The organism is Psychrobacter sp. TB55-MNA-CIBAN-0194 (assembly GCF_040309505.1).
GTDB lineage: Bacteria > Pseudomonadota > Gammaproteobacteria > Pseudomonadales > Moraxellaceae > Psychrobacter > Psychrobacter fozii.
This window is the reverse complement of the sequence record NZ_JBEOOW010000072.1, coordinates 1-355: the sequence shown is the minus strand read 5'-3', so window position 1 is coordinate 355 and position 355 is coordinate 1. Positions and strand designations below refer to the sequence as shown.

Sequence of the window (355 nt, the reverse complement as noted above, 5' to 3'; positions counted from 1 at the left end):
GCATTGGGTCAATCAAGTACATGGCAATGATATTCATCATATCGACGCCACTGCCTTAAGTATGCAACCGCTAGCGGCTGATGCTATGCTGAGTCAGCAGCAGGGTGTCGGTTTAGCGATAATGACTGCCGACTGTGTGCCTATTGTTTTATATCAACCTGCAAGTGGTAAAATTGCCGCCATTCACGCAGGTTGGCAAGGGCTGGCTTGTGGCGTCATCCAAGCAACTGCTGAGCGCTTTACCGACTCAGGGCAAATTATGGCATGGATTGGCGTCTGTATTAGCCAGCAGAATTATGAAGTGGGTAGTCAAGTCCGCGATAAGCTACTGGCAGGTTGCGTAGACAGTCAGTTA

The 355-nt window shown here is 49.3% G+C and carries 1 protein-coding gene; it reads left to right on the top strand.

Annotated features, from left to right (window positions below):
• On the top strand, positions 1-355 hold a 355-nt coding region (locus tag AAEY75_RS14300), incomplete at both ends, for a purine nucleoside phosphorylase YfiH/LACC1 family protein (protein WP_352259937.1).